Source organism: Leclercia pneumoniae, assembly GCF_017348915.1.
GTDB lineage: Bacteria > Pseudomonadota > Gammaproteobacteria > Enterobacterales > Enterobacteriaceae > Enterobacter > Enterobacter pneumoniae.
In genome coordinates this window covers 250,049-276,960 of record NZ_CP071383.1, presented here as the reverse complement: position 1 = coordinate 276,960, position 26,912 = coordinate 250,049, and the positions used below count along the sequence as shown (strand labels likewise).

Annotated in this window: 25 protein-coding genes; 6 read left to right on the top strand and 19 right to left on the bottom strand. The window is 55.1% G+C overall.

Annotated features, from left to right (window positions below):
* Positions 1-39 precede the first annotated feature (39 nt).
* Positions 40-1,023 carry a quinone oxidoreductase gene (locus tag JZ655_RS01280; RefSeq protein ID WP_207292808.1) on the top strand — a complete coding sequence of 328 codons (984 nt, stop codon included), beginning with the start codon at positions 40-42 and terminating at the stop codon, positions 1,021-1,023.
* A gap of 185 nt (positions 1,024-1,208) precedes the next feature.
* Here JZ655_RS01280 and pspG read toward each other — a convergent pair whose 3' ends face one another.
* From pspG to JZ655_RS01260, 4 genes are all read right to left on the bottom strand, one after another.
* Complete coding sequence (gene pspG, locus JZ655_RS01275) at positions 1,209-1,451, bottom strand: envelope stress response protein PspG (protein WP_040077608.1); 243 nt, start codon at positions 1,449-1,451, stop codon at positions 1,209-1,211.
* A gap of 138 nt (positions 1,452-1,589) precedes the next feature.
* Positions 1,590-2,585 carry a tRNA dihydrouridine(20/20a) synthase DusA gene (gene dusA, locus JZ655_RS01270; protein WP_207292807.1) on the bottom strand — a complete coding sequence of 332 codons (996 nt, stop codon included), beginning with the start codon at positions 2,583-2,585 and terminating at the stop codon, positions 1,590-1,592.
* A gap of 82 nt (positions 2,586-2,667) precedes the next feature.
* Entirely contained in the window at positions 2,668-3,993 is a 1,326-nt protein-coding gene (locus JZ655_RS01265) for a conjugal transfer protein TraF (RefSeq protein ID WP_207292806.1), read from the bottom strand.
* Positions 3,994-4,164: 171 nt separating this feature from the next.
* Positions 4,165-4,653: a cupin domain-containing protein gene (locus tag JZ655_RS01260; protein WP_207292805.1), complete on the bottom strand. Its 489-nt coding sequence runs from the start codon at positions 4,651-4,653 to the stop codon at positions 4,165-4,167.
* 112 nt (positions 4,654-4,765) lie between these two features.
* Here JZ655_RS01260 and zur point away from each other — a divergent pair, with 112 nt between their 5' ends.
* Positions 4,766-5,281 (top strand): zinc uptake transcriptional repressor Zur, encoded by a 516-nt coding sequence (gene zur, locus JZ655_RS01255; protein ID WP_207292804.1) that lies wholly within the window; start codon positions 4,766-4,768, stop codon positions 5,279-5,281.
* 63 nt (positions 5,282-5,344) lie between these two features.
* On the opposite strand, the gene JZ655_RS01250 is transcribed toward zur, so the two are convergent.
* The 4 genes from JZ655_RS01250 to JZ655_RS01235 all read right to left on the bottom strand — a co-directional run bounded on the left by JZ655_RS01250 (position 5,345) and on the right by JZ655_RS01235 (position 8,163).
* Positions 5,345-5,554 carry a CsbD family protein gene (locus tag JZ655_RS01250; RefSeq protein ID WP_046885537.1) on the bottom strand — a complete coding sequence of 70 codons (210 nt, stop codon included), beginning with the start codon at positions 5,552-5,554 and terminating at the stop codon, positions 5,345-5,347.
* A gap of 142 nt (positions 5,555-5,696) precedes the next feature.
* Positions 5,697-7,016: an MATE family efflux transporter DinF gene (dinF, locus tag JZ655_RS01245; protein ID WP_207292803.1), complete on the bottom strand. Its 1,320-nt coding sequence runs from the start codon at positions 7,014-7,016 to the stop codon at positions 5,697-5,699.
* A gap of 60 nt (positions 7,017-7,076) precedes the next feature.
* Positions 7,077-7,685, bottom strand: a complete 609-nt coding sequence (lexA, locus tag JZ655_RS01240) for a transcriptional repressor LexA (protein ID WP_040077619.1) — start codon at positions 7,683-7,685, stop codon at positions 7,077-7,079.
* Between the two features lie 109 nt (positions 7,686-7,794).
* On the bottom strand, positions 7,795-8,163 hold the full coding sequence (locus JZ655_RS01235) for a diacylglycerol kinase (RefSeq protein WP_207292802.1): 369 nt from the start codon (positions 8,161-8,163) through the stop codon (positions 7,795-7,797).
* 154 nt (positions 8,164-8,317) lie between these two features.
* On the opposite strand from JZ655_RS01235, the gene plsB reads away from it, so the two are divergent.
* Positions 8,318-10,738 carry a glycerol-3-phosphate 1-O-acyltransferase PlsB gene (plsB, locus tag JZ655_RS01230; protein WP_207292801.1) on the top strand — a complete coding sequence of 807 codons (2,421 nt, stop codon included), beginning with the start codon at positions 8,318-8,320 and terminating at the stop codon, positions 10,736-10,738.
* Positions 10,739-10,792: 54 nt separating this feature from the next.
* Here plsB and ubiA read toward each other — a convergent pair whose 3' ends face one another.
* From ubiA to malK, 5 genes are all read right to left on the bottom strand, one after another.
* On the bottom strand, positions 10,793-11,662 hold the full coding sequence (gene ubiA, locus JZ655_RS01225; RefSeq protein ID WP_040077623.1) for a 4-hydroxybenzoate octaprenyltransferase: 870 nt from the start codon (positions 11,660-11,662) through the stop codon (positions 10,793-10,795).
* A 13-nt stretch (positions 11,663-11,675) separates the two neighbouring features.
* Entirely contained in the window at positions 11,676-12,173 is a 498-nt protein-coding gene (gene ubiC / locus JZ655_RS01220; RefSeq protein WP_207292800.1) for a chorismate lyase, read from the bottom strand.
* 179 nt (positions 12,174-12,352) lie between these two features.
* Positions 12,353-13,279: a maltose operon protein MalM gene (gene malM / locus JZ655_RS01215; protein WP_207292799.1), complete on the bottom strand. Its 927-nt coding sequence runs from the start codon at positions 13,277-13,279 to the stop codon at positions 12,353-12,355.
* Positions 13,280-13,392: 113 nt separating this feature from the next.
* The gene (locus JZ655_RS01210) at positions 13,393-14,730 is read right to left on the bottom strand and encodes a maltoporin (RefSeq protein ID WP_154298841.1); all 1,338 of its coding nucleotides are present in this window, start codon (positions 14,728-14,730) and stop codon (positions 13,393-13,395) included.
* 70 nt (positions 14,731-14,800) lie between these two features.
* The gene (gene malK, locus JZ655_RS01205; RefSeq protein ID WP_207292798.1) at positions 14,801-15,910 is read right to left on the bottom strand and encodes a maltose/maltodextrin ABC transporter ATP-binding protein MalK; all 1,110 of its coding nucleotides are present in this window, start codon (positions 15,908-15,910) and stop codon (positions 14,801-14,803) included.
* Positions 15,911-16,279: 369 nt separating this feature from the next.
* On the opposite strand from malK, the gene malE reads away from it, so the two are divergent.
* The 3 genes from malE to malG all read left to right on the top strand — a co-directional run bounded on the left by malE (position 16,280) and on the right by malG (position 20,043).
* Positions 16,280-17,470, top strand: a complete 1,191-nt coding sequence (gene malE, locus JZ655_RS01200) for a maltose/maltodextrin ABC transporter substrate-binding protein MalE (protein WP_046885542.1) — start codon at positions 16,280-16,282, stop codon at positions 17,468-17,470.
* Between the two features lie 123 nt (positions 17,471-17,593).
* Positions 17,594-19,138 carry a maltose ABC transporter permease MalF gene (gene malF, locus JZ655_RS01195; protein WP_207292797.1) on the top strand — a complete coding sequence of 515 codons (1,545 nt, stop codon included), beginning with the start codon at positions 17,594-17,596 and terminating at the stop codon, positions 19,136-19,138.
* A gap of 14 nt (positions 19,139-19,152) precedes the next feature.
* Positions 19,153-20,043, top strand: a complete 891-nt coding sequence (gene malG / locus JZ655_RS01190) for a maltose ABC transporter permease MalG (RefSeq protein ID WP_040078625.1) — start codon at positions 19,153-19,155, stop codon at positions 20,041-20,043.
* A gap of 86 nt (positions 20,044-20,129) precedes the next feature.
* On the opposite strand, the gene psiE is transcribed toward malG, so the two are convergent.
* The 6 genes from psiE to pgi all read right to left on the bottom strand — a co-directional run bounded on the left by psiE (position 20,130) and on the right by pgi (position 26,552).
* Positions 20,130-20,540: a phosphate-starvation-inducible protein PsiE gene (gene psiE / locus JZ655_RS01185; RefSeq protein WP_040077630.1), complete on the bottom strand. Its 411-nt coding sequence runs from the start codon at positions 20,538-20,540 to the stop codon at positions 20,130-20,132.
* A 223-nt stretch (positions 20,541-20,763) separates the two neighbouring features.
* Positions 20,764-22,860 (bottom strand): YjbH domain-containing protein, encoded by a 2,097-nt coding sequence (locus tag JZ655_RS01180; RefSeq protein WP_207292796.1) that lies wholly within the window; start codon positions 22,858-22,860, stop codon positions 20,764-20,766.
* Positions 22,860-23,597, bottom strand: a complete 738-nt coding sequence (locus JZ655_RS01175) for a capsule biosynthesis GfcC family protein (RefSeq protein ID WP_207292795.1) — start codon at positions 23,595-23,597, stop codon at positions 22,860-22,862. Before JZ655_RS01175 ends, JZ655_RS01180 begins: the two co-directional genes overlap by 1 nt.
* Entirely contained in the window at positions 23,594-24,232 is a 639-nt protein-coding gene (locus JZ655_RS01170; protein WP_040077634.1) for a YjbF family lipoprotein, read from the bottom strand. Before JZ655_RS01170 ends, JZ655_RS01175 begins: the two co-directional genes overlap by 4 nt.
* A gap of 63 nt (positions 24,233-24,295) precedes the next feature.
* Positions 24,296-24,538 carry an exopolysaccharide production protein YjbE gene (yjbE, locus tag JZ655_RS01165; RefSeq protein WP_040077635.1) on the bottom strand — a complete coding sequence of 81 codons (243 nt, stop codon included), beginning with the start codon at positions 24,536-24,538 and terminating at the stop codon, positions 24,296-24,298.
* Between the two features lie 364 nt (positions 24,539-24,902).
* The gene (pgi, locus tag JZ655_RS01160) at positions 24,903-26,552 is read right to left on the bottom strand and encodes a glucose-6-phosphate isomerase (RefSeq protein ID WP_207292794.1); all 1,650 of its coding nucleotides are present in this window, start codon (positions 26,550-26,552) and stop codon (positions 24,903-24,905) included.
* Positions 26,553-26,912 lie beyond the last annotated feature (360 nt).

Genomic DNA, 26,912 nt, shown 5'->3' with positions numbered 1-26,912 from the left:
TGGGTCGAAAGATTACCATATTTTTCTTACGGAGGGAGCATGGCAACACGCATTGAGTTCCAGAAACATGGCGGTCCGGACGTGTTGAGGGCGGTAGAGTTTACCCCCGCACCGCCTGGCGATAACGAGGTTCAGGTCGAGAACAAAGCGATTGGTATTAACTATATTGATACCTATATCCGGGGCGGTTTGTACCCACCCCCGTCGCTGCCCAGCGGACTGGGCACCGAAGCTGCCGGTGTCGTTGTAAAAGTGGGCAGCGCGGTGAAACACATCAAGGAGGGCGATCGTGTCGTGTATGCGCAATCCGCCCTTGGGGCCTACAGCTCGGTGCATAACGTGCCGGCGGATAAAGCCGCCATCCTTCCTGGGGCTATCTCGTTTGAGCAGGCGGCGGCATCATTCCTGAAGGGGCTGACGGTCTTCTACCTGCTGCGCAAAACCTATGAGATCAAGCCGGACGAGCCGTTTCTGTTCCATGCTGCCGCAGGCGGCGTAGGGCTAATTGCCTGCCAGTGGGCAAAAGCGCTGGGGGCGAAGCTGATTGGTACCGTCGGCAGTGCGCAAAAAGCGCAGCGCGCACAGCAGGCGGGGGCGTGGCAGGTGATTAACTACCGCGAAGAGAGCATTGTTGAGCGGGTCAAAGAGATCACCGGCGGCAAAAAGCTGCGGGTTGTGTATGACTCGGTGGGGAAAGATACCTGGGAGGCGTCGCTGGATTGTCTGCAACGTCGCGGCCTGATGGTGAGCTTCGGGAATGCCTCCGGGGCCGTTACAGGGGTGAATCTTGGCATTCTGAATCAGAAGGGCTCGCTGTACGTGACCCGCCCTTCCCTGCAGGGTTACATCACCAGCCGCGAAGAGTTAGAGGAGGCCAGCAATGAGCTCTTCTCGCTGATTGCCAGCGGCGTTATCAAAGTCGATGTTGCAAAGGCGCAGAAATATGCGCTAAGCGATGCGCAGCGCGCGCATGAGATACTGGAGAGTCGGGCAACGCAGGGGTCGAGTCTGTTAATTCCATGATGCGTATAAAGAATTAGGGCTTCCCGTAGGAAGCCCTTTCTTTTTTTTAGTTCGGCTGTATGTAGGGTACAGCACGATGAATTCTTTAACGGCAGTCATAGTGACAGATTTGATAAGTAAATCCTATTCTGTTCTAAGCCCCGCCGCCGGAAAAGTTGCAGGGTTGTGACGAACCCCTCAATACCTTAGTAACGAAAACGGTTATTGCGCTGATACTTCGGGACTTTTGGCGATTTTATCGCCCGTATCGCCCAGACGACGGCCACGGCCAGTAACAACCAGGGCAGAACTTTAAACATCAGGGCGAACAATCCGCCGACAAACATCACTGCGGTTGCCACCACCAGCGCGGCAATAATTCCCAACAGGGATACCCCTGTGACCAGGAGCATCACAAAAAATCCCACAACAAACAGCAATTCCAGCATGACTCTCTCCCAGGTAATGTCACTATGATATGCACATCATTACAAGATTCATGCCAGTTTTTAGCGCTTTGATTTATCTACAAAAACGCCCTGCAACAATGACAGAGCGTGGTCTATTTGACGATTTTTTAGCGAAATTTATCGCTTGTCCGCCACCAGGCGGAGCGCCTGTTCGAGCACCTCGATATCCGCTCCGGCTTTATGGGCGTTTTCACTCAGGTGACGGCGCCACTGGCGCGCCCCCGGGATGCCCTGGAACAGGCCGAGCATATGGCGAGTCACATGGCCAAGATAGGTCCCTTGACTGAGCTCGCGCTCAATGTAGGGGTACATCGCCCGCACGACAGAGACCGGATCGTTGTCGATGCCGTCGACAGCAAAAATTTCGCGGTCAACGGAGGCCAGAATGCCCGGGTTTTGATAGGCCTCACGGCCCACCATGACTCCATCCATGTGCTCCAGATGCGCTTTCGCCTCATCCAGCGATTTGATACCACCGTTAATAGACAGGGTCAGGTGCGGAAAATCGCGCTTCAACTGGTAGACGCGCGGGTAGTCCAGCGGCGGGATCTCGCGGTTCTCTTTTGGACTCAGGCCAGAGAGCCAGGCTTTGCGGGCGTGGATGATAAACATCTCGCACTCACCGCGGCCGGAAACCGTATTAATGAAATCACACAGGAATTCATAGCTGTCCTGTTCATCAATGCCGATACGGGTTTTAACCGTTACCGGAATAGAGACCACATCGCGCATCGCTTTCACGCAGTCGGCAACCAGCTGAGCATTGCCCATCAGGCAGGCGCCGAACATACCGTTCTGCACACGGTCGGAAGGACAGCCGACGTTGAGGTTGATCTCATCGTAGCCGCGCGCTTCGGCAAGCTTTGCACAGTGAGCCAGAGCCACCGGATCGCTGCCGCCCAGCTGCAGGGCAACCGGATGCTCCTCTTCGCTGTAGGCCAGATAGTCACCCTTACCGTGAATGATCGCGCCGGTCGTCACCATTTCGGTGTAGAGCAGCGTATTGCGCGACAGCAAACGCAGGAAATAACGGCAGTGCCTGTCCGTCCAGTCGAGCATCGGCGCGATGGAGAAACGGTGGGCTGGGTAAACAGACTGAAGTTCTGACGACATGGCGAAGTTTTAAGCATCTGGTAAAAAGGGGGCGTAACTATAGCACAAAGAGAAGCCGGAGGCGCAGCGCCTCCGGTTTACTTTAGAAGGTCATGGTGAGCTGCGCACCGGCACCCCAGGTCTCATCTTCCCCGTAAATACCGGTCAGATCGACATGGACGGTGTTAAAGGGCGCAAAGCCCAGACCGCCGGTAAAGACATTGCTGTCGTTACCTTTCACATCGCCACGGAAGCCCGCACGTACCGCCAGCCAGCTCAGCGGCGTCACTTCGGCACCCACGCCCACATACTGCGAGGTGTCTTCCGATTTAAAGCCTTTGGTTTCGGTCAGATCGCCATCCGCGCTGATGGTGACCAGGTCGGTGTGCCAGGCCAGCCCTGCGGTAACCAGCGGTCGAATCTGGTAGGTATCTTTGTAGTTCACCACCTCACCCGTGTAGCCATTGGTGATGCGGACATCTCGAGTATCAATATCGCGTGAGATAAGGTTCTGCCCGCTCAGACCCAGGGTCCAGTTCTCGCCCAGATCGGCGGCAATACCCACGTCAACGTTGAAGCCGGTGTCGTCATTACGGTAGCGACTGCTGTTCCAGTCGTTGCTGTCGTAGTCATAAATAGAGGTGGTGTAGTTATAGAGCCAGGTTTTTTGCAGCTTTGGCGTCACGCCTAAGGACACGGGCACATCGCCCATCTCAAACTGACGAGCAACCGCAATACCGTAATCAGAGACAATAGCTACTCTGCCCGATGCGGTTGAGTTCAGATGTTTAGTTATTGCGTCGGATCCCTCCTGCGCCGCATTACCCGCCTGCAGATAAACAGGACTGCGCAGATCATCAAGATCGCTTTTTCGAATTGAGTTTAAAAAATCCACATCATGCTGATCGATGGAGGTGCTTACGCGACCGCGCGCATAACCCTTCGCCACAAACGCCATGGAGAGTTGCTGGGTGGGAATAGCAACGGTGAGTCCGGCCCCCGCGCTGGCACGGGCAGTTTTGCCGCGCAGGTAATCGAGCTCATCCGCCAGTTCGCCCGCCGCCCCCTGGAACTGCAATGCGGTTCCGCGCGGATCGAGCAGAATATTCTCCAGAGTTAAGTTATCAACCACATCATCGTAATAATCGACACGATCGTTAATGTGATCAATTTCATCCTGCAAATTGTCTTTATCGCTAATTTGCGCACCAACGGTCGGAAGGATAATCGTAACGTTATCTTCCTGTTGTGCGCGTGCCAGCAACGCGGGGTTAATCAGCGCCGCGCTGCCATAATGTGCCGATGCTACGCCTGTGCCACCCATCGCGTCGCCGCGAGCTTCTGTCCAGGTATTGGCTGCCCCCGCCTGATTTGCCACAAAAAAGGAGACAGCGATGCTAACCACCGAAAATTTAAAATGTTTTTTCACAGTATTCTCGTCTTATAGTCTGTTATTAAACAACCCCTGTCTGTTATCACCCATACAGGGGCAAACTATTGCTGTGAATAAGTGCAAAAAGACCTGCTATTTCCTTAAGTTAAATTCCCTGTCCGGCCTGTTCTAATATGTGACGACCCTCAATATTTATAGAAGAGGAAATTATTTTCGCCCAGGTTTTCCATCGTGAGGGCCAAAAAATTGCGGTGGATGGTCAACCCAGCGATCTACACGTGTGGCGCCGTAGACGGCATTTTTCGGGTAATAGATACGGTTGTGTTTTTTATTCGCTTCACCAATGACCAGCAGGCGAACCTCCGCGTCGGTATTATTGATAAAGGTGTGGCAGATGCCCGTCCCGGCGGGGAATCCGACGCTGTCGCCAGGCTCCAGCTCCCAGAGATAGCCATTTATCCACACCTGCGGGTGCCCCTCCAGCACATGCGCAAACTCCTCTTCATCACTTTCTGCATGCGGATACGAAGTACGGCGTCCTGGCGGCAGGCGCTCATGATGGATACCTATCCGACCCAGTCCCAGCGCACGCGCCAGCGGAGCACCAATAGAAAAGCGCTCGTCGCTGTCGGGATAGGTAGAATCATCGGGACCCTCAAGGTCGCGCCAATGCCGTATACAGTCAGGTTTTTTCATCGTTTTATTCCTCTGTTTATTGGCTCAGGTATAGCACAAGGCGCGGATCTCGGTGTTTTGACCAGAACATGGTAAAGTGATGACTTGTTATTCCACGTTTTTGAGGTGCTTAATGGAAAAGACCACAACGCAGGAGCTGCTGGCGCAGGCTGAAAAGCTCTGTGCGCAACGCAATGTGCGCCTGACTCCGCAGCGCCTTGAAGTGTTGCGCCTGCTCAGTCTGCAGCAAGGGGCCATCAGCGCCTATGATTTGCTGGATCTGCTGCGTGCCAGTGAACCGCAGGCGAAGCCGCCAACGGTCTATCGTGCGCTGGATTTTTTACTAGAACAGGGATTTGTCCACAAGGTGGAGTCGACGAACAGCTACGTGCTTTGCCATCTGTTCGATCAGCCGACCCACACATCAGCCATGTTTATCTGCGATCGCTGCGGTAGCGTGAAGGAAGAGAGTGCGGAAGGCATTGAAGACATTATGCACACTCTCGCGGCAAAGATGGGCTTCGCTCTGTGGCACAATGTGATTGAAGCGCACGGCCTGTGCGTGGATTGCGTTGAAGTTGAGGCGTGTAGCCATCAAAGTGAATGTCAGCACGATCACTCCATTCAGTTGAAGAAGAAGCCGCGCTAAAAACAACGTGGGCGGCCTGAGGCCGCCCTGGGTGTACTTCCTTGTACTACGGGTATTACCGGCTTACCAGCGGTAATCGTTACGGGTTTCCCAGTCTTTCACTTCCGATTCAGCCTGGTCTTTCTGATAACCATAACGTTCCTGAATTTTACCCACCAGCTGGTCGCGCTTACCTTCGATGATAGTCATATCATCATCAGTCAGCTTACCCCACTGTTCTTTAGCTTTACCTTTGAACTGTTTCCAGTTACCGCCGACTTCGTCTTTATTCATAATCGCATCCTCATCGTTCGGTGATTAGCCTTCGTATCGTCCGTTACGTTCATTTCCTGTTGGACTTGATAATTATTATAGTTAAGGCTTCGGCGAACGAGGCACTATTCAGAATCTTTTACCGTTACGCCAAACGAAACCGCTACATAAACCAGGTATTATTACGCCAGTGATGGCGCCAGATAAGCGCCTGCGACAGGCCACGCAGAGCCAGAAACACGGCCAGCGCCAGCCATAGACCATGGTTACCCAGCCAGGGCAATGTGAGTAGCGTGAGGCCAAACCCGGCGGCGGCGATCGCCATACTGTTGCGCATTTCAGCGCCCCGCGTGGCGCCAATAAACATGCCATCCAGCAGGTAACACCACACCCCCACCACCGGTAATATTATCTGCCAGACCAGGTAATGATTCGCCAGTTCGCGAAGTTCGGGCAGCGAGGTGAGTAAGGCGATGATGCGATCGCCCATTAAGGCATAAATGAGAGCAAACCCCAGTGCAACCAGCCCGGCCTGACGACAGGCGGCGCGCCATACCTCGCGTAGCTGGCCACTTTCGCGGGCACCATACGCCTGGCCGGAGTGCGCCTCCACCGCATAGGCAAAGCCATCCAGCGCGTAGGCAGTAAAGGTCAGCAGGGTCATCAGAACCGCGTTGACGGCGACGATTTCGGGCCCCAGCCGGGCGCCAAAGACGGTTAGTGCGCCAAAGCAGAGCTGTAACAGCAACGAGCGCAACATGATATCGCGGTTCAGAGCCATGAGTTTGCGGATATTACCGCGCCAGCTCGCTTTCAACATCGCCAGTGAGATGCCGCGCAGGGCCAGTACTCGCCAGACCATCCACAAGCCAATCAATAACGTGGCGTACTCTGCCACCGCCGTGGCCAGCGCGGCGCCCTGCACATTCATCTTCAGGCCCATCACCAGCCACAGGTCGAGTACGATATTAATCAGGTTACCCACTACCAGCAGGATCACCGGGGCGCGGGCATATTGCACCCCCAGCAACCAGCCGAGCAATACCAGGTTTGCCAGCGATGCCGGCGCGCTGAGCCAGCGTATTTCCAGGAAACGCCGTGCCTGAAGCAGCACCGCGTCGCTCCCCCCCACAATATGCAGGGCAAGATCGATAAGCGGGGTTCGCAGTAACACAATCAGCAGCCCGGCCCCCAACGCCATCAGCAGCGGCTGCACCAGCGCACGTGCCAGACGCAACGGATCTTTTGCGCCATAGGCCTGGGCAGTTAAACCGGTAGTGCTCATGCGCAGGAAGAGCAGCAGCATAAAGAGGAAACTGGTCGCCGTCGCGCCGATGGCCACGCCGCCAAGATAGACAGGGGAATCCAGATGACCTATCACCGCCGTATCGACCAGCCCCAGCAGCGGCACGCTGATATTGGAGAAGATCATCGGCAGCGCAAGACGCCATAACGCCTTATCGGCGGTAGTCAGCAGAGACATGTGAATAACCAGAGAGAAAGAGAACAGGCTACGACACAGTCGTAGCCTGTCGGGAAGAGATTACAGCCAGTCGCCGTTGCGGATAACGCCAACCGCTAAGCCTTCAATGGAGAAGTTGTTTTCACGCAGGTCAACAACGATGGGGGAGAATTCGCTGTTTTCCGGCAGAAGCTGAACAATGTTGCCCTGCTTCTTCAGGCGCTTCACGGTTACTTCGTCGTCGATACGCGCCACGACCACCTGGCCGTTGCGCACATCCTGCGTTTTATGCACTGCCAGCAGATCGCCGTCGATAATGCCGATATCCTTCATGGACATGCCGCTAACGCGCAGTAAAAAGTCTGCACTCGGCTTAAACATACCGGGATCAACCTGATAGTGACCTTCAATGTGCTGCTGCGCCAGCAGCGGCTCACCCGCTGCTACGCGGCCTACCAGCGGCAGGCCCTCTTCTTCTTCAACCAGCAAACGAATGCCGCGAGACGCGCCGGAGACGATCTCCAGAACGCCCTTACGTGCCAGGGCTTTGAGATGCTCTTCAGCGGCGTTCGGAGAACGGAATCCCAGACGCTGCGCGATTTCCGCACGCGTGGGTGGCATCCCCGTCTGGCCGATATGATCCCGAATGAGATCAAACACCTCTTGCTGCCTGGTCGTTAACGCTTTCATTCCGCCCCCTGGGTGTATATACAGTTATGCTGTGAGTATATACAGTCAAAGGCGATTTTGGAACCATAAACCGCACAAAAAACCAGAGACTTATTCGTTTTGTCGAGGCTTATCGAAAATGTCCCCACAGCAGTGAGAGCCAGGTAAAGAGCGCGACAAAGATACTTAACAATACCGCCGCCGAGCCCATGTCTTTGGCCCGCCCGGAAAGTTCGTGATAATCAGACCCGATACGATCCACTACCGCTTCAATCGCACTGTTTAAAATTTCGACTATCATCACCAACATCACCGAGCCAATCAGCAGCACGCGGGTAATAGGATCGACATCCAGCCAGCAGGCAATAATGATTGCCGCAATCACGGCAACGCTCTCCTGGCGGAAGGCCGCCTCGTTGATCCAGGCTGCGCGGATCCCTTTCCATGAATAACCAGCAGCTTTAATGATACGGGTTAACCCAGTGGTATTATTGGCCATCAAAAGAACCTTTATTGAAAAATAGCGTCAGTAACTATAGCTATAGAGCGTTGCCATACCGCCTGAAGTATGACGGGTAACAACAGAAATTTTGTGCGCATTCTGTTATCCTTGCGCCGCAATTGCATTTTTAACCAGAGGCTTTACATCGTTTATGTCTGGCTGGCCAAGAATTTACTACAAATTACTTAATTTACCATTAAGCGTCCTGGTAAAAAGCAAGTCTATCCCGGCAAATCCTGCGCCGGAATTAGGGCTCGATACCTCGCGCCCTATTATGTACGTTTTGCCTTATAACTCTAAGGCCGACTTGCTGACGCTGCGCGCCCAGTGCCTGGCGCATGATTTACCTGACCCGCTGGAGCCGCTGGAGATCGACGGCACCCTGCTGCCGCGCTATGTCTTTATCCACGGCGGGCCGCGCGTGTTCACCTATTACACGCCGAAAGAAGAGTCCATCAAGCTGTTCCACGACTACCTCGATCTGCACCGCAGCAACCCGAATCTGGATGTGCAGATGGTGCCGGTCTCGGTCATGTTTGGCCGTCGCCCGGGGCGCGAAAAAGGAGAAGAGAACCCGCCGCTGCGTATGCTGAACGGCGTGCAGAAGTTCTTCGCCGTGACCTGGCTTGGTCGCGACAGCTTTGTGCGCTTCTCGCCGTCCGTCTCTCTGCGCCGGATGGCGGATGAGCACGGCACCGATAAGATTATCGCGCAGAAGCTGGCGCGCGTGGCGCGTATGCACTTTGCCCGCCAGCGTCTGGCTGCTGTAGGGCCACGTCTGCCTGCCCGTCAGGATCTCTTCAACAAACTGCTGGCATCCAAAGCGATTGCCCGTGCGGTTGAAGACGAAGCGCGCAGCAAAAAAATCTCCCACGAAAAAGCGCAGCAAAACGCCATTGCGCTAATGGAAGAGATCGCCGCGAACTTCTCTTACGAGATGATTCGCCTCTCCGATCGTATCCTGAGCTTTACGTGGAACCGCCTCTATCAGGGCATTAACGTTCATAACGCCGAACGGGTGCGTCAGCTGGCGCACGACGGTCATGAAATTGTCTATGTGCCCTGCCACCGCAGCCACATGGACTACCTGCTGCTCTCGTATGTGCTCTATCATCAGGGCCTGGTACCGCCGCATATCGCAGCCGGTATTAACCTGAACTTCTGGCCAGCAGGGCCGATTTTCCGTCGCCTGGGTGCGTTCTTTATTCGCCGTACCTTTAAGGGCAACAAGCTCTACTCCACCGTCTTCCGCGAGTATCTGGGCGAGCTGTTCAGCCGCGGCTATTCCGTTGAGTACTTCGTTGAGGGCGGTCGTTCCCGTACCGGGCGTCTGCTCGATCCGAAGACCGGAACCCTGTCGATGACGATTCAGGCGATGCTGCGCGGCGGTACGCGTCCTATCACCCTGGTGCCGATTTACATCGGTTATGAGCATGTGATGGAGGTGGGAACCTATGCTAAAGAGCTGCGCGGTGCCACCAAAGAGAAAGAGAGCCTGCCGCAGATGCTGCGTGGGCTGAGCAAGCTGCGTAATCTCGGCCAGGGCTATGTGAACTTTGGCGAACCCATGCCGCTGATGACCTACCTGAACAACCATGTTCCGGAGTGGCGTGAGTCTATCGATCCGATTGAAGCCGTACGTCCGGCCTGGCTGACGCCAACGGTGAACGGTATCGCTGCAGAGCTGATGGTGCGTATTAACAATGCGGGTGCGGCTAACGCCATGAACCTGTGCTGTACAGCGTTGCTGGCGTCGCGTCAGCGTTCGCTTACCCGCGAGCAACTGACCGAACAGCTCGACTGTTACCTCAATCTGATGCGCAATGTGCCTTATTCACCGGACTCCACCGTGCCAACGGTCAGCGCCAGCGATCTGATCGACCACGCGCTGCAGATGAATAAGTTCGAGGTAGAGAAAGACACCATCGGCGATATCATCATTCTGCCGCGCGAGCAGGCGGTGCTGATGACCTACTATCGCAACAACATTGCCCATATGCTGATGTTGCCTTCGCTGATGGCGGCCATTATCACCCAGCACCGCCACATCACGCGGCAGGCGCTGCTGCATCATGTTGAAGTGCTCTATCCGATGCTTAAAACCGAGCTGTTCCTGCGCTGGGATAAGGACGAGCTGGCAAACGTACTGGATCAGCAGAGCGAAGAGCTGGTGCGCCAGGGGCTGATTACGTTGAAGGATGACGTACTGCAGATTAATCCGTCCCGCTCCCGGACCTTGCAGCTGTTGGCCGCAGGCGCGCGTGAGACGCTGCAACGCTATGCCATTACGTTCTGGCTGCTGAGCGCGAACCCGTCTATTAATCGGGGTACGCTGGAGAAAGAGAGCCGCACGCTGGCACAGCGCCTGTCGATGCTGCATGGCATTAACGCGCCAGAGTTCTTTGATAAGGCGGTGTTCAGCTCGCTGGTGCTGACGCTGCGTGACGAAGGCTATATTAGCGATAGCGGTGATGCCGAGCCGGAAGAGACAATGAAGGTTTATCAGATGCTGGCAGAGCTGATTACCTCGGATGTGCGCTTAACCATTGAGAGCGCTACCCAGGGCGAATAGCGCTGAAAAGCAGGTCGATAATGTTAAAACGGCAGCCTTCTGGCTGCCGTTTCATTATGCCCAGTAACTCGCCGCCAGGCCTAAAAACAGCACCAGCCCCACGTAGTTATTGTTCAGGAAGGCTTTAAAACAGGCGTCACGATCGCGATTCGCAATCAGCTTTTGCTGATACACAAACAGCCCACCCGCGGCCACCACGGCAGCATAAAATACCCCGTTCAGCCCGTTCAGATAGCCAATCGCCACCATCAGGGCCAGTACCGCCACCTGCAGGATGCCGATAATCAGCTTATCCTGGCGGCCAAACAGAATCGCCGTCGACTTGATACCGATTTTGAGATCGTCATCACGGTCAACCATTGCGTACTCGGTGTCGTAAGCCACGGCCCAGAGAATGTTGGCAAGAAACATCAACCAGCAGCTCAGCGGCACGGTCTCGCTGACGGCGGCAAAGGCCATTGGGATCGACCAGCCAAATGCCGCCCCCAGCACCACCTGCGGCAGATGGGTGTAGCGCTTCATAAAGGGATAGACCCACGCCAGCGCCAGCGCTGCCACCGAAAGCAAGATGGTCATGGTGTTGAGGGTTAACACCAGCAGGAAGGAGATAAGTATCAGCACCACAAACAGCGTGCGAGCCTCTTTCTCGGTCACTGCGCCACTGGGCAGCGGGCGGTTAGCGGTGCGCTTCACGTGGCCATCGAATTTCCGATCGGCGTAATCATTCACCACACAGCCTGCGGCACGCATCAGCCAGACGCCGGCTACAAACACCGCCAGGATCCACAGCGGCGGCAGGCCAGGCGTGGCCACCCACAGCGCCCACAGGGTTGGCCACAGCAGCAACAGCGCCCCAATCGGCTTATCCGTGCGCATCAGGCGGTGATAAGCCAGCAGCTTGTTCTGCGTCAGACTCCACTCCATATCTCTCTTCCTCTTAGTACAACGGCGATGCCGGTAAAAAAAGCTCCGTCAGCATTAACGGTTTACCACTTAAGCGCAGGCGTGAGCGACGCCCCCACAGATCGGCATTGCGACCAATTTCAATAAAGTCCCGGGTGAGCTCTGATGATGTAAACAGATAGCGCCCCAGCGGAGTCTTGCCCATCTTCTGCAGGGCCAGCTCCGGTCCGGTGAGGGTCGACTCGGGCACCACGGTGCGCCCGGCAAGCCAGGGTTCCCCGTCGGCACAGAGTAAAATTTCTCGCAACCAGTAGCGCGGCTCTTGTGGCAAAAGCGGCAGTTCGTCCTGCACGGCATCGGCAGTGACAAAGCCTTCCTGGATGAGGGTGACGGTGACCTGTTTGCCCTGCTGCTCAAAACGTTTGGTCATGGAATCTTCCAGCAACAACCAGTCGAGTTGCGCCGCATCCAGAGGGGGAATTTCTTCAAAGTAACGCAGCGCACGCAGTTGCGTTAGCGCAGGATGTGACATGCCAGACTCTCCGTTACATAACGTAAGGCTATTGTATCGCAGAAATGGCAACAGAGGGGGGGCAAACGCAACTTAGCGATCATTATCGCAACAGGGATGCAACAGGCTGCATCCGCAAAAAAAGTGCGCCCGACAGGGCGCACCAAACTACTGACAAAATCAGCATTGTGGGGAGACGGTCACCCCTTGCCTTTTACACTGCTGATAAAGGTGGAACGGGCCGATGTGGAGCCCAGACGCTCTGCTTCATCAAGCAGTTTCAGCGCTTTGTCGACATCGCCGCTGTTTACCGCCTGCTTAATAGCGTTATTGAAGTAAGCTTCGGTGTCGTTCAGTACCGGCTCGGCTTTCTTCGCCGGGGCAGGCGCTGGCGCGGCATAGGCCGTGGCCGGGGCGGCGGTATTCCCTACGGCCACCGGGCCGTTTGAGGAGGAGCCAAACAGTGGGCCAACCAGTACGCTGGAGGCGGTATTGGTCGACACTTTCAGCTTCACGGTGCCGTCGGTGGTATGACGGGCGATAGGATCGGGGATGTCCGGAATCGCGTTGCCGATCCCTTTGGCATACGCTTTAGCCGGATCGAGCAGCGTGGTCGTTTTCTGTAGATCCTGAGGGGTGGTGAAGACCAGCACGTAGAGTTTTTGCTGTCCCAGCGCCGGGGTCAGACGCATCACGCCTTCCAGACGATCGGCGCTCATCACGCCCGGCTCCTGGTACGGGAAGTAGTCAGACGGGAAGAACGCCGCTGGCGTCAGGTTTTGATCCAGGATCAACACGTTCGGGGCAAAGACGCTGGTTTGTTTGTTCACTTCGCTCGTGAGGGTGAGCGCGATTTCGCCAATATTCGCTGGCACGCTAAAGGCCAGCACCGGGCCAGAAATGCCGGGAACGTTCAGCGGCTGGCCGCCCGTTGCAAGCTGGGCGGTTTTTGGTTTTGACTGATCGACAGGCGTCCAGACCAGCTGCTGCAATGCTGCGGTCGGTACAGACGGCGCCGCCGTGGTGTTTTGTGGTACGAAATTTACGTCAGCAAAGGTAACGGCAGGCATGCTGGCCAGCAGCCCTGCGGATAGACAAAGGGCAACGAGACTTTTTTTCATTTTCATTGTAATCACCTCAAAAGCACAGGTTCAGCGGTAGCCAGGCAATAGCGCGCCGTCCCGAAGGAATTGAGGGGCTTTCGCCCCTCGTTTGGTCTGTACGTCAGATTAAGACGCTATTACCACCAGATTTCCATCTGGGCACCGAAGGACCACTCGTCGTTGTCACCGCGGCTAAAGGTTCTTGCCGAGGTATCGCTATAAGCGATGCCAGGGGCATAGCCTGCGATAGTGTTTTTACCTGTTGGCGCATAACCCCATTTTTCGTCCCACTTCGCGTAAGTGGCGAAGATACGGATAGCCGGACGAGACCAGATGCTATCACCCGCCTGCCATTGCTGTGCGAGAGTGACTTTAACCTGATTGTTGGTATCGCCTGTTTCCTGAGACTTAACGTTGTCGTAGCCAACTTCAAGCAGGGTACTCATGATTGGGGTCCATTTGTACATAGGGCGCACGCCCACAGTCCACCATTTAGTCCCATTGTTGCTGTCCAGATTGATGTCCTGGTACATACCGACATACATCAGATCCCAGCTGTCACCCAGAGAGACCGCACCGTGGTCAAGGAGTCGTATCAGGTGACCGTTATTATCCATGGCATAGTTAATGTCATCGGAAGTTCCGATGCTTGCGCCCTGCGATAGTCCTTTACCATGAGAAGTCATTGAATCCGTTGCGTACTGGACAACGAATTTGTTAAAGCCTTTCAGCATGCTCTGGGTATGTTCAGCGGTGAACATCCAGCCATCTTTAGATGCGCCATCAACCAGATAGTAGTCATCACGCTCGTTTGCACGACCATAATCCACACCCAGCTCCAGCGTACCGCCCGGGTTGATTTCCATCTGGGCTAAGCGAACGTCGAAAACATCGTTTGCTGTACGGGTGGTGTAGTCGTAGATGTTGTTGCTAGCGAAGGCAGAAGAGCCACCCGCTTCAGAGGAACGTGTTGCCGCCAGAGAGAGTTTACCGAAACCGACATCGATATTTTCCAGACCCGCACCCGGACCTGAAATATCCCAGTAGTAGAAGTCGATCATGTGAACGTCATGACGCTGATAGAAGCGCTTACCGGCCCAGATAGTGGAGCCTGGCAGCCATTCAATCAGGTTTTTACCCTGCACGTTGGCTTCACGGAAGGCCGGGTCAGTGGCTTCCCAGTCGTTCTGCTGTGCAACGGAGTAGGCTACGTTGGTGTCGAAGTAGAAGCTCTTATCGCCCTCTTTCCACACTTCCTGGCCCAGTTTAATTTCGGCATAGGTTTCACATTCGTTACCAAGACGATATTTAGAACCCGCACCCGTTGCCTGGAAACACTGTTGTTCGCCGCCACTCCCGGTCCAGCCAATGCCAGAACGAGCATAACCTTTAAAGTCGACAGCGCCGGCCTGGGCAGACAGGATGCCTGCCGCAATGGCGACCGCCAGAGGGACTTTGCGCAGAGTAATCATTATTCTATCTCCTGAGATCATTGCTTTTCTTTGAACACTTCACCTGTCGGTTACGTGTTTTCTTTTGGAATGCTTAAACGCCGGGCTCTTTATGCAGCCGACGACATGCGGTGCCATCCTCACGGAACAGATGGCAGCGCTCTGGCGGCAAGCCAATAGCGAATGTGGCACCCTCTTTTACCAACACCACGTCATTCTGGCGGTAAACCAGGTTCTGACGGATGGCGGGGATCTGGATATGAATCTGAGTTTCGTGGCCTAACTGTTCTACTACCTGCACCTCACCTTCCAGCGTCACATCGGCGATGTGGCTAGGCAGTAAGTGCTCCGGGCGAATGCCCAAAGACATGTTGGCGCCAACGGTCACGTTGGTGCTCTCGACGGGTAACCACACCTGCTGGCGGTTCGGCAGCTCAACCTGAACTTGTTCGATGGCGGTCGCCGTCACTTTCACCGGCAGGAAGTTCATCTTCGGCGAGCCGATAAAGCCCGCAACAAAGCGATCTGCCGGATAGTGATAGAGTTCCAGCGGTTTACCTATCTGCGCCACGCGACCGGCATCCAGCACCACAATTTTGTCGGCCAGCGTCATCGCCTCGACCTGATCGTGGGTGACGTAAATCATGGTGCGACCCAGACGTTTGTGCAGACGGGAAATCTCGATACGCATCTGCACGCGCAGCGCGGCATCAAGGTTCGACAGGGGTTCATCCAGTAAGAAGACGCGCGGTTCAGCCACCAGCGTACGGCCAATCGCGACGCGCTGACGCTGGCCGCCCGAGAGCGCCTTCGGTTTACGCTCCAGCAGGTGCGCCAGCTGCAGCACTTCGGCAACCTGAGTCACACGCTGGTTGATAATCTCTTTCTTCGCGCCGGCCAGCTTAAGGCCGAAAGACATGTTCTCGGCAACCGAGAGATGGGGATAGAGGGCATAAGACTGGAACACCATGCCCACGCCGCGCTCAGCGGGCGGCACATCGTTCATACGGGTGTCGCCAATGAACAAATCACCGCTGGTGATGGTTTCAAGACCGGCAATCATGCGCAGCAGCGTGGATTTACCACAACCTGACGGGCCAACAAACACCACGAATTCACCTTCCTGGATATCCAGGTTGATGTCTTTCGACACCACCACGTCGCCCCAGGCTTTCGTTACATTACGCAGCTGTACGCTCGCCATCCCCTACTCCCTTTGTTACAACCCGTCATCGACAGAAACATTCAAGATGGGCTGACTATGCGGTAACGCGTCGCGTCGCGAATCCTCCACCCCCTGGCTTTTTTATGGGGGAGGAGGCGGGAGGATGAAAGAGCAGGCTCTGCCCCCGGCGAGCGGGGGCGGAGGCGAAAATCGTGATGCAGACGGCAAAATTCACTGCCTGTTTATGTGCGCCAGTACGCATAACTCAAATTTATGCAACGCAGATCACACATTGAGGGGGTGGGGCGTAGGGTCAAGGAGGATGGAAAGAGGATGTCAAATAAGGAGACTGAGCCACGTTGAACTACCTCATTGTATCCACAGCACATCATAAAAAGGATGGCAGATATGAATATCAAGACTGGCGCACGCGTTTTCGCATTGTCCGCCCTGGCAGCAATGATGATTTCCGCCCCGGCTCTGGCCAAGATCGAAGAAGGTAAGTTGGTTATCTGGATTAACGGCGATAAAGGCTATAACGGCCTGGCCGAAGTGGGCAAAAAATTCGAGAAAGACACCGGTATCAAAGTCACCGTCGAACACCCGGATAAGCTGGAAGAGAAATTCCCGCAGGTTGCAGCGACCGGCGACGGCCCGGACATCATCTTCTGGGCGCATGACCGTTTCGGTGGTTACGCACAGTCTGGCCTGCTGGCGGAAGTCTCGCCGGATAAAGCCTTCCAGGACAAGCTGGTCCCGTTCACCTGGGATGCCGTGCGTTACAACGGCAAGCTGATCGCCTACCCGGTGGCGGTTGAGTCGCTCTCCCTGATTTACAACAAAGACCTCGTACCTAACCCGCCGAAAACCTGGGAAGAGATCCCGGCGCTGGATAAAGAGCTGAAGGCCAAAGGTAAGAGCGCGCTGATGTTCAACCTGCAAGAGCCGTACTTCACCTGGCCGCTGATTGCTGCCGATGGCGGTTATGCGTTCAAGTTTGAAAACGGCAAATACGACGTCAAAGACGTCGGCGTGGACAACGCAGGCGCGAAAGCGGGTCTGACCTTCCTCGTTGACCTGATCAAGAACAAACACATGAACGCGGATACCGATTACTCCATCGCCGAAGCCGCCTTCAATAAGGGCGAAACCGCGATGACCATCAACGGTCCGTGGGCGTGGTCCAACATCGACAAGAGCAAAATCAACTACGGCGTAGCGGTGCTGCCAACCTTCAAAGGCAAGCCGTCTAAAACCTTCGTTGGCGTACTGAGTGCCGGTATCAACGCCGCCAGCCCGAACAAAGAGCTGGCGAAAGAGTTCCTGGAGAACTACCTGTTGACCGACGACGGCCTGGACATGGTGAACAAAGACAAACCGCTGGGTGCCGTGGCGCTGAAATCCTTCCAGGATACGCTGGCAAAAGATCCACGTATTGCGGCCACTATGGATAACGCCCAGAAAGGCGAAATCATGCCGAACATCCCGCAAATGGCAGCGTTCTGGTACGCCACCCGTACCGCGGTCATCAACGCGGCAAGCGGTCGTCAGACTGTCGATGCGGCGCTGAAAGATGCGCAGGGACGTATTACCAAGTAATGCCGTAATTCCCTCTCCCCCGGGAGAGGGTTAGGGCGAGGGTTGTCGCTATCTGTACCCCTCGCCCCGGCCCTCTCTCGCAGGAGAGGAAGAAAAGATAAAACGCTGTTGAGGAAGAACCCCATGGATGTCATTAAAAAGAAACACTGGTGGCAAAGCGACACGCTGAAATGGTCAGTGATTGGTCTGCTTGCCCTGCTGGTGGGTTACCTTGTTGTTTTGATGTACGCCCAGGGGGAGTACCTGTTTGCCGGCATGACGCTGATTTTGAGCGCGGTTGGCCTCTATATCTTCGCTAATCGAAAAGCCTACGCGTGGCGTTATGTCTATCCGGGCGTGGCCGGGATGGGGCTGTTTGTCCTGTTCCCGTTAATCTGTACTATCGCGATCGCGTTTACTAACTACAGTAGCACCAACCAGCTTGCGCAAGAGCGCGCCCAGCAGGTGCTAATGGATCGCTCATACCAGGCGGGTAAGAGCTTTAATTTTGGCTTGTATCCTGACGGTGACCAATGGAAGTTAGCGCTTACTGACCAGGAAAGCCAAAAGGTCTTTGTTTCTGATGCCTTTAAATTTGGCGGTGAACAAAAGCTAACTCTGAAAGAGGCCGCGGCCCTGCCGGAAGGCGAACGCGCTAATCTGCGTGTCATTACCCAGAATCGTCAGGCGCTGACCCAGCTCACCGCCATGCTGCCGGATGAGAGCAAAGTGACCATGAGCTCGCTGCGCCAGTTCTCCGGCACCCGGCCGCTGTATACCCGGGCCGATGACGGCACCCTGACCAACAACCAGAGCGGCGTGAAGTACCGTCCGAATAACGATGTCGGTTTTTATCAGGCGGTAAACGCCGACGGCACCTGGGGTGATGAGAAGCTCAGCCCGGGCTATACCGTGACCATCGGCTGGGACAACTTTACCCGCGTCTTTACTGATGAAGGTATCCAGAAACCGTTCTTCGCGATCTTCATCTGGACGGTAGTCTTCTCGGTACTGACCGTGATCCTGACCGTGGCCGTCGGCATGGTGCTGGCCTGTCTGGTGCAGTGGGAGTCGCTCAAAGGTAAAGCGATTTACCGGGTGCTGCTCATTCTGCCCTACGCTGTGCCCTCGTTTATCTCGATTCTGATATTCAAAGGGCTGTTTAACCAGAGCTTTGGTGAGATCAACATGATGCTGAGCGCGCTGTTTGGCATCAAACCGGCCTGGTTCAGCGACCCGACCACCGCCCGTACCATGATTGTTATCGTCAACACCTGGCTTGGCTATCCGTACATGATGATTCTGTGCATGGGGCTGCTGAAGGCGATTCCGGACGATCTGTACGAAGCCTCGGCGATGGACGGTGCAACCCCGTTCCAGAACTTCTTCAAAATTACGCTGCCGCTGCTGATTAAGCCGCTCACGCCGCTGATGATCGCCAGCTTCGCCTTTAACTTTAACAACTTCGTGCTGATCCAGCTGTTAACCAACGGCGGCCCGGATCGCCTGGGCACCACCACTCCGGCAGGCTATACCGACCTGCTGGTGAGTTACACCTACCGTATCGCCTTTGAGGGCGGCGGTGGCCAGGACTTTGGTCTGGCGGCGGCGATTGCCACGCTGATCTTCCTGCTGGTGGGCGCGCTGGCTATCGTGAACCTGAAAGCAACCCGCATGAAGTTTGACTAAGGAGGGTAATGAATATGGCTATGGTCCAACCCAAATCGCAAAAGTTACGTTTATTGATTACCCACCTGGGGCTGCTGATTTTTATCGCGGCGATCATGTTCCCGCTGCTGATGGTTATCGCTATTTCGCTGCGTTCGGGGAACTTCGCCACCGGCAGTCTCATCCCGGAACAGATCTCCTGGGAGCACTGGAAGCTGGCGCTGGGCTTCAGCGTTGAACATGCAGATGGTCGCGTGACGCCGCCGCCGTTCCCGGTGCTGTTATGGCTGTGGAACTCGGTGAAGGTGGCCACCATTACGGCCATCGGCATCGTGACCCTTTCCACCACCTGCGCCTATGCTTTTGCCCGTATGCGCTTCCCGGGGAAAGCCACGCTGCTGAAAGGGATGCTTATTTTCCAGATGTTCCCGGCGGTACTGTCGCTGGTAGCGTTATATGCCTTGTTTGACCGTCTGGGTCAGTATGTGCCCTTTATCGGCCTCAATACCCACGGCGGCGTGATCTTCGCCTATCTGGGCGGGATTGCGCTGCATGTCTGGACGATTAAGGGCTATTTCGAAACCATCGACAACTCGCTGGAAGAGGCGGCGTCGCTCGATGGCGCAACCCCGTGGCAGGCATTCCGTCTGGTGCTGCTGCCGCTGTCGGTGCCGATTCTGGCGGTGGTGTTTATTCTGTCGTTCATCGCGGCCATCACCGAAGTGCCGGTCGCGTCTCTGCTGCTGCGTGATGTAAACAGCTACACGCTAGCGGTTGGGATGCAGCAATACCTGAACCCACAAAACTACCTGTGGGGCGACTTTGCCGCCGCCGCTGTGCTCTCTGCCATTCCGATCACCGTTGTATTCCTGCTGGCTCAACGCTGGCTGGTTAACGGCCTGACCGCAGGCGGAGTGAAAGGTTAAGTTTCATTGTTCTATGCCACTGTTATCCCTCAAATTGCCTTAAATTCACTGTGACTGTTGTTGGCGCTCTTCGGAGCGCCTTTTTTTTATTCCCGCTTCAGGCGTTTGGAGTTGCACAGCCAGAGGGTGATCACCAGCAGCAGAATGGCGGCCGAGTAGATCAGCACGTCGAGCGGCGAGGTATGATCAACGATAATCAACCGCACAATCGCCGTAATGCCAATGTAGACAAAGTAACGCAGCGGAAAGTGAAAGCCAGACTGGAAGTACTTCACGATCAGGGCGATAAATTCAAAGTAGAGAAAGTAGACCACCAGCCCTTCGACCAACTCGTATTTGCTGGTTTGTTCAGGGGCAAACAGGACATCGGCCAGATGCAGCGTCTCTTTGCCGAGAAAGACGACCAGAATCAGACCAAGGCTCAGCAGACCGAGGTTCAGCACGGTCTGGAGGATGGTTGAGATGAACTCAACGCGCGGGCGGGTCAGGGATGTCATACAGCACCTCATTCTCCAGGGCGAGGTTCCTGTATAACGCAAAAATGTGACGGTGATCTATATTTTTTGTTTATGTTTTACTCGATTCGGAGTTTGTTACCCTCACACCGACCCTCTCCCTGAGGGAGAGGGGGAAAACCATGCCCTCACCCCAGCCCTCTCCCTCAGGGAGAGGGAGAAAACCGAACCCTCGCCACTGGGGAGAGGGTTAGGGTGAGGAGCCTCAGCGGAAGTTAATACTCTTATCGCTGGTCATATCATACAGCTGGAACTTACGTCCAAGCTGTTGCCCCCCGTCGCGGGTCAGCGGCGTCCAGCCAATGGCCGCGCGGCTGCGGGTCGGGCCCGATGAGAAGAGATCCAGCGGAATAGAGACATACACCCCTTTGGTGAAGTCCCCTTCCCCGTACTCATCCGGCGACACGTTGGTGAGGGTCGCATAGCCACCGACAACCACGCCGCTGTCGAAGTGTTTCGAGATATCCAGCGTGCCGCCTTTATCCCCCGCCAGATACTGTCCAACGCTCGCTTTCACCAGCACATCCTGAGCAAACGACGGCGTCCAGTAGGCGGTGAGATGGCCCGTTTTCACGCTGTAATCGGTGAACTTCATCATGTCCTGCGCGCTGCGCCAGTCACGCTGTTTCACGTAGTTGGCATCCAGACCGAACGCCCAGTTGCTGTCGACAGGACGGTAAAGCACTTCGGCCCCCGCGCCGCCATACATGGTCTCCAGATAGCCTCCGTACACCTGGCCGTAGAAGCCGTTGCCAAAGTACTGGAAATAGTTGGCCTGCAGGTTGTTCACGTACGCGTTGTTTTGCACATAGTCACGTACGTGTGTACGCACGCGCGGCAGCTTCGAATCGCTTGGCGGGTTGGTGTAGTTGAACTTGTCGTAGTTATTCGCCAGGTTGCCAAACAGACTCCCGGTGGTCAGGAGGTGATCCGTCACCCACAGATCCGCCGTGGCCATCACCCCCAACTGGTACATATAGAAGTTTTCTGGCCCACCGACGGACTGGTTTAGCACCGGATCGATATGGAAATCGAAGCGCGGTTTATCAATATACCAGCCCTGCTCGGTGCTCTCTGGCACTATCGGCTCCACCCGTTTTTGAACCAGTTCGGTCTCATGTCCCAGTGGCTCTCCCGCCAGATGGCGCTGCAGGCTTGCCACATCCGTTTCAGTGGTCACCTGAGGCAGGTTAAGTCTGTTTTCAGTTACGCGGATCGTGCGGATCCCGTCGGGAAGATCGTTCATGATGATCCGGTTGGCGCGTTCGATCCCTTCTCCTGAATCGCGGTATTTCACCTGCTCGCCGGTCACGTACAGGGTATCGCCCTTCACCTGGATCTTCGCATCCGCGAGGCCGGCGTTGTATTTCAACAGCGTGAGCTGGTTGGCAACAACCGTATGCTGGAGGATGGCATCCTGCGGCTCCGGCTGGTATTTCGGCCGGGCGTTATCGTTGTATGACGGTCGCATATCATTGAAGTTAGTGCGCAGGGTCACGCCAAACATCAGGGTATTGCCCCGCTCATAGCTGAGGTTCACGTCGGCCCAGTCGGTTACGCGATAAATGGCGCCAACGTTAAACTTGCTCTTCTGTTCCAGCTTGCCGGCAAAATCTTCGCTGTAGTTATTCCCTTCATACTCCAGCTTCAGGCGTAGCGGCTGCCAGGGCGTCTGATACTCTACGCCGCCAAACAGTGAAGCGGGGCCGTGGAACATCTGATCGCCATTGACCGAACCGGCCTTTTTATAGCTGTTGTCGCGGTAGCAATATTTGTCGCTGTATGAACAGAACGGGTTACTGACGTTACCGCTGGTGCCGAGATATCCCCAGCCCAGGCCGAGGCTGAAATCAAACGGGCCCCAGGCTTTACTGGCCACCAGGTACTCGGCATCGAACAGACCTGTACCGCCGATATCGCGCGCGCCGACGGAGACCTGCGGCATCAAGTAGCTCTCTTCCCACAGGCGCAGTTTTACGTCGAAGGCTTTATCTTTGTAAGTCTGATTGCCAGAGAAAGACTCTACGCTGCTGTATTTTTTGGTGCGAACGTCGGTATAGCGCAGGGTGGTTTCCAGCCACGGGAAAAGCTGTACCGAGGCGGAGTAGTAACGATACTGATCGTTATCGCGATAGTTAAGGCTGATCTCCCCTTCCCGCGCCATGCGGGCGGTAGGCGTTTGCAGCAGCCCCACACCACCAAAGTCCGACTGCGACGGCCCGATCGGGGCCGGATACGTTTCTGCGTGACAGGCGGCGCTCACACACAGCGCCAGGGCGCTGTAGAGATAAGTTTTTTTCATCAATCCGGTATCCGATGCGTCAGGGAGTGAAGGATGTCGGTATTGAGACCGTCATACGCCTTCGTCCAGAAGTGATCGGCAAAGCCGACAAAAATCACGCTGCCCGGCATGGGCTCCACATGACGCTTGTTCCAGTAGGCCACCGGGACGTTCTGCGTACGGCCATCCGGATAAACGACCCACGCATAGCTCTTCTCGGCACCCGCTAACAGGCTCTGCTCGTCGAGATAGCTCGTCACATCGCGCCCCGGCGTAAACGGCTTTTTGCCCGGGCTGCTGACCAGCCCCATCACCGTCACGGTGCCAGGTTTGGCGGGGATCCACAGGCTGTACTCCCCCAGCAGCGTCGGATTGCCGTTTTCCGCTATGCGCACTTCATCAGGATCGAGATTTATCCGCTGACGTCCGGTCACGGCAATCTGCTCCAGCTGCTGGCGCACGGCGTTGATTGCCGCCGTATCGTCGCCAGAGGCCTGGCCAGCAAGCCCGGTCAGCCTTGCCAGCAACGCCTTGTGCTGCTGCTCTGCACGCACCGTGGCCTGACGCTCACTGATTACGGCTCCCGGCCACCAGCTGTTTGCCAGACGAGGCTGTCCAACCAGATAGAGCAGGTGTTCCGCATTGGATAAGGTTTTGGGTTCTTTGCTGTCGGCGATATAGACCTTAACCGTGCCCGCCGACCACGCCAGCGGCGCACTCAGGCACATTAACAGCGCAACGCAGAGTTTGATGTTCATTGTTTCGCTGCCTTAATCAGGGTCGCTTTCACCGGGAAGAAATCGGCGCCCAGGTACTGCAACGACTGGCGTATCTGCCCTTCGTCGTCCACCCAGTAACGGTTATGCCAGCTAGCCTGATCGGTCGTGACGGCTTCATCCAGCACGCGAACGCGAGTCTCGTCGCTGCCGACTTTTACGCTGTCGCTGCCATCCCAGCGAAAGACCGACCGCGCAGTGGCATAGCGCACCTGTTTGTGTTCGGTCCAGCCCATCGTCCGCGTCCAGCTTGCGCCGTCGGTAATTTGATTGGGCTTGATAAGCGGGTCATCCGCGAGGTTATTCACCTCCAGCAGATTGTCGCCGCCGAGCAGTGTTTTCACTATGCGGCCATGCTGCGTAACAATGGTGGCCTGATCCTGCGTCACCCATTTCTGCTGCCCGTTTTCATCGAAAGCGAGTACCACAAACAGTTGCGGGCCATCGTTTAACTGCATGTATTGGCTGGCGTAGGGCATGTTCTGGATATCGTCATCGGTCAGGTGAACACCCGGCGTTCCGAACAGACTCTCCCACAGTGAGTTGCCCAGCCCTTTAGTGGTGGCTGAGCAGGCCTGTAAAAGCAGGCAAATCAGGATGATTGCAGGTCGCTTCACGACTCTTCTCCGAAGGGGCGAAATAACCACACCGAAGTGTGGTTAGAGTTAATACACCCGGTATTACTGGGTGCTTGTTGTGGTTGTGGTCGTGGTTCCGGTATTGGAACCATCACCGCCACCGGTTGCCGCCAGCGCGACACCCACGGCCGAGCCTACGGTGCTGGTCGCGGTTGCGGTAGAACTCCCCGCAGACGCAGACGTCGCAGCCGAACCCGCCGCTTCACCGACCTGAACCGGTGCTGCCCAGGCAGACGTCGCCGCAAGCGCAGATATGGCAAAAATGCCATAAAGTACTTTCTTCATATCAATTTCCCTTCAATGAATGAATGGAGATTTACCTGAAAAGAAATTCAGGCGGGATCGAGTATACACAACTAAAGCAGACGGATTGACGCAGCGGGAAATAACAGAAAGGTTTTCAGATAATTGGATGCAGGGAAATAAAAAGTCTATTTAATGAATTAAAAAACCATTAATTTCAATTAATTAAAATATACAGCGAGAGTTGGGTTCTGCGTATACTCCTAAAATAGACCCTGATAACTATTGGGCTATTTGGCCTTTTCAGATAAAACTTATAATAGAAATTTGCGTAAGGTAACGGACAACAAGAATAGTCCGATAAAAAAATGCCGGCATGGCGCCGGCATCATTTATGACTAATTTATTACGCGCGCCACGCTTTATAACGGTTAATCAAACCGTTGGTTGAACTATCGTGGCTGGCGATATCTTTATCATCACTCAGCTCAGGCAGGATGCGGTTAGCCAGCTGTTTACCCAGCTCTACGCCCCACTGGTCAAAGGTGAAGATATTCAGGATCGCGCCCTGGGTGAAGATCTTGTGCTCATACAGCGCAATCAACGCCCCCAGGCTGAACGGAGTGATTTCGCGCAGCAGGATGGAGTTGGTTGGGCGGTTGCCTTCGAACACTTTAAACGGCACCACGTGGTCCAGCTGAGCCGGATCTTTACCCTGGTCGCGGTACTCCTGCTCTACCACTTCACGCGCTTTACCGAACGCCAGCGCTTCGGTCTGGGCGAAGAAGTTAGACAGCAGCTTCTGGTGGTGGTCAGACAGGGCATTATGGGTGATAGCCGGGGCGATGAAATCGCATGGTACCATTTTGGTGCCCTGGTGAATCAGCTGATAGAAGGCGTGTTGACCATTGGTGCCCGGTTCACCCCAAATAATTGGGCCGGTCTGGTAATCCACCGCGTTGCCATTACGGTCAACGTACTTACCGTTGGATTCCATGTTGCCCTGCTGGAAGTAGGCCGCAAAGCGGTGCATGTACTGGTCGTACGGCAGGATGGCTTCTGTTTCCGCACCGAAGAAGTTGTTGTACCAGATCCCGATCAGCGCCAGCAGCACCGGCAGGTTTTTCTCGGCAGGCGTCGTGGAGAAGTGTTTATCCATCGCGTGTGCGCCGGAGAGCAGTTCAACAAAGTTGTCGAAGCCTACGGAGAGGATGATCGACAGGCCAATGGCGGACCACAGGGAGTAACGGCCGCCCACCCAGTCCCAGAACTCGAACATGTTTGCCGTATCGATACCGAATTCGCCAACCGCTTTACCATTGGTAGAGAGCGCCGCGAAGTGTTTCGCCACGTGTTTGTTGTCGCCCGCGGTTTTCAGGAACCAGTCACGCGCGCTGTGGGCGTTGGTCATGGTCTCCTGGGTGGTGAAGGTTTTTGATGCCACCAGGAACAGCGTGGTTTCCGGGTTCACTTTCTTCAACACTTCCGCGATATGGGTGCCATCGACGTTAGAGACGAAGTGCATATTCAGATGATTTTTGTAAGGGCGCAGCGCTTCGGTCACCATGAACGGACCCAGGTCGGAACCGCCGATGCCGATGTTCACCACGTCGGTGATCGCTTTACCGGTATAGCCTTTCCAGTCACCCGAAATAATGGCTTCTGAGAAGGTTTTCATTTTTTCCAGCACCGCGTTCACTTCCGGCATCACATCTTTGCCGTCAACGATGATAGGTGTATTGCTACGGTTACGCAGAGCCACGTGCAGCACGGCACGGTCTTCGGTGCGGTTGATCTTCTCGCCAGAGAACATGGACTTGATCGCCCCGGCCAGATCGGTCTCTTTCGCCAGGTCCAGCAGTTTGGCCAGCGTCTCTTCAGTGATACGGTTTTTAGAGAAGTCCACCAGCATCTGATCGTCAAAGGTCGCGGAGAACTTACTGAAACGATCTGCGTCTTTTGCGAAGAGGTCCGCGATCGAAACGTCTTTCATTTCGTCAAAGTGCTTTTGTAAAGCCTGCCAGGATGAAGTCTGCGTTGGATTGATGTTTTTCATAGCAATACTCTTCTGAATTGAGAATTGTGACTGCGGTCGATTGTAGCGCCTGCGAACAGAAATTGTGATGGTTTTTATGCCATTGCCCTGGTCTGCATCAAACGCATGTGAAAAGACCCGGAAAGTATAGCTGCTGTACTCTCTCCCTGACGCGGTGGATTGTTGTCCAGAAAGGGCAAAAACGAAGGATAAAATAATGGCCTGTTATAAGTCCTGTTACTGAGGGGTACCCCCCCATGAAAAATCCGCATAATCCCAGCATTGACAGGACTTCCCCCGCATTTTATTTATAGGGCCGTAATCTGCGGCTGCACCTGTTTTCGTTTCAATCTTGTGCCACGGTCGCTTTATTCATTCCCT